The following is a 1,676-nucleotide window of genomic DNA, read 5'->3' as shown; positions in this document are numbered from 1 at the left end:
CCGCGGCGTCGGAATCGGGGCCGAACAGCCCGTCATTGAACTGGCCCTCCTTGCTGCCGCCGAGCGCGTTCCCGATGCCCTTGAGGGCCTCGCCGACCTCACTCGGGATGATCCACAGCTTGTTCGCCGAGCCCTCGGCGATCTTCGGGAGGGTCTGCAGGTACTGGTAGGCGAGGAGCTTCTGGTCGGGGTTGCCCTTGTGGATCGCGTCGAACACCTTCTGGATGGCCTGGGCCTCGCCGTCGGCCCGCAGGATCGCCGCCTTCGCGTCGCCTTCGGCCTTCAGGATCGAGGACTGCCGCTGGCCTTCGGCGGTGAGGATGGCGGACTGCTTGGTGCCTTCCGCGGTGAGGATGGCGGCGCGGCGGTCACGCTCGGCGCGCATCTGCTTCTCCATCGAATCCTGGATGGAGTGGGGCGGATCGATTGCCTTGAGTTCCACCCGGGAGACACGGATGCCCCAGCGGCCGGTCGCTTCGTCCAGCACGCCGCGGAGCTGCCCGTTGATCTGGTCACGCGAGGTCAAGGCCTCTTCGAGGTTCAGGCCACCCACGACGTTCCGGAGCGTCGTGGTGGTGAGTTGCTCGACCGCCTGGATGTAGTTGGCGATCTCGTAGGTGGCCGCCCGCGCATCGGTGACCTGGAAGTAGACCACCGTGTCGATGGAGACCACGAGGTTGTCCTCAGTGATTACCGGCTGCGGCGGGAAGGAGACCACCTGTTCACGCAGGTCAAGCAGCGGCAGCAGCCGGTCCACGAACGGGATCAGGATCGTGAGGCCGGGGTTCAGCGTCCGCTGGTACTTGCCCAGCCGTTCGACGACGCCGGCACGGGCCTGCGGGACAATCCGCACTGACCGGACCAGCACAATTATTACGAACGCAACGAGAACCAGCAGCACGATTGCGACTGCGATATCCATACATCACCTATTCCCCAGATTGGTCTTGCTATGGTGTGCGGCGGTCGCCCGCCGCGTACCCGGCGCCGGTGGCGGCAGCCGGAATTCTTGCGCGGGCTATTGGATGGCGGTTTCCGGCTGCGGGGCAACGACGGCGGTGGCGCCGTCGATCGCACTGACGATCGCGTGCTGGCCCGGGGCCAGGACTCCGGTCTCGGAGCGGGCACTCCAGACGTCGCCGCCGATTTTGACGAGGCCGCCGTTGGCGCTGACCGGCTCCATAACGAGGGCGGATTCGCCGATCAGCCGCTCCACGTTGCTCCGGCGGTCGGCCGGGCCCTTGTGGAGGTGCTTGAGCGCGACGGGCCGGACGAAGCCGATCATCAGGAGGGACACAACGCAAAAGGCCACGATCTGCAGACCGAGGTCGGCGCCGGCGAAGGATGCCACCAGCCCGGCAAGGGCTCCGCCACCGAGCATGATGAAGAACAGGTCAAGGGTGAGCATCTCCACCACGGCGAACACCAGGAACACCGTGAGCCATAACGCCCACCAGTTTTCGGGCAGCCATTCGAACATCTTTTCCCCCTTCGCCCCGGGATCCGCAGGCGCAGATCCTCAGTAACTGTGGTTCCATCCTAAGCCGAACGGCATCGCACGCGGAGGGCCGCGGAAGGCAGCTGATGAAAGTGCCCAAGTCGTTACTTTTCGGGCAACCCGGCGGGCTGGCGCAGCGGTTCGAAAACACCGATCCGGAACCGGGCCGACACGGCGG

3 protein-coding genes (1 of these 3 only partly in view) are annotated in these 1,676 nt (G+C 65.9%); all 3 read right to left on the bottom strand.

The features are described 5' to 3' along the window. The coding region (locus K789_RS0111515; RefSeq protein ID WP_024366894.1) for an SPFH domain-containing protein at positions 1 to 922 on the bottom strand (922 nt) is incomplete at its 3' end. A 96-nt stretch (positions 923 to 1,018) separates the two neighbouring features. Beyond that, positions 1,019 to 1,480 carry an NfeD family protein gene (locus K789_RS0111510; protein WP_024366893.1) on the bottom strand — a complete coding sequence of 154 codons (462 nt, stop codon included), beginning with the start codon at positions 1,478 to 1,480 and terminating at the stop codon, positions 1,019 to 1,021. A 39-nt stretch (positions 1,481 to 1,519) separates the two neighbouring features. Further along, a protein-coding gene (locus K789_RS22930; RefSeq protein ID WP_306376553.1) for a methyltransferase domain-containing protein crosses the window boundary here: on the bottom strand, positions 1,520 to 1,676 show its 3' portion. Its footprint extends 824 nt past the window's final position; the window shows 157 of its 981 coding nt (coding positions 825-981); its start codon lies off the right edge, out of view — the gene reads right to left on this strand; it ends in the stop codon at positions 1,520 to 1,522.

This window comes from Arthrobacter sp. TB 26 (assembly GCF_000427315.1).
GTDB lineage: Bacteria > Actinomycetota > Actinomycetes > Actinomycetales > Micrococcaceae > Arthrobacter.
The sequence above is the reverse complement of the archived record's forward strand: the minus strand, read 5'-3'. Positions and strand labels throughout refer to the sequence as shown.

What these genes read in the sequence shown, in the direction of transcription:
- K789_RS0111510 (WP_024366893.1), bottom strand. Translation starts at nt 1,480, where the DNA reads ATGTTCGAATGGCTGCCCGAAAACTGGTGGGCGTTATGGCTCACGGTG.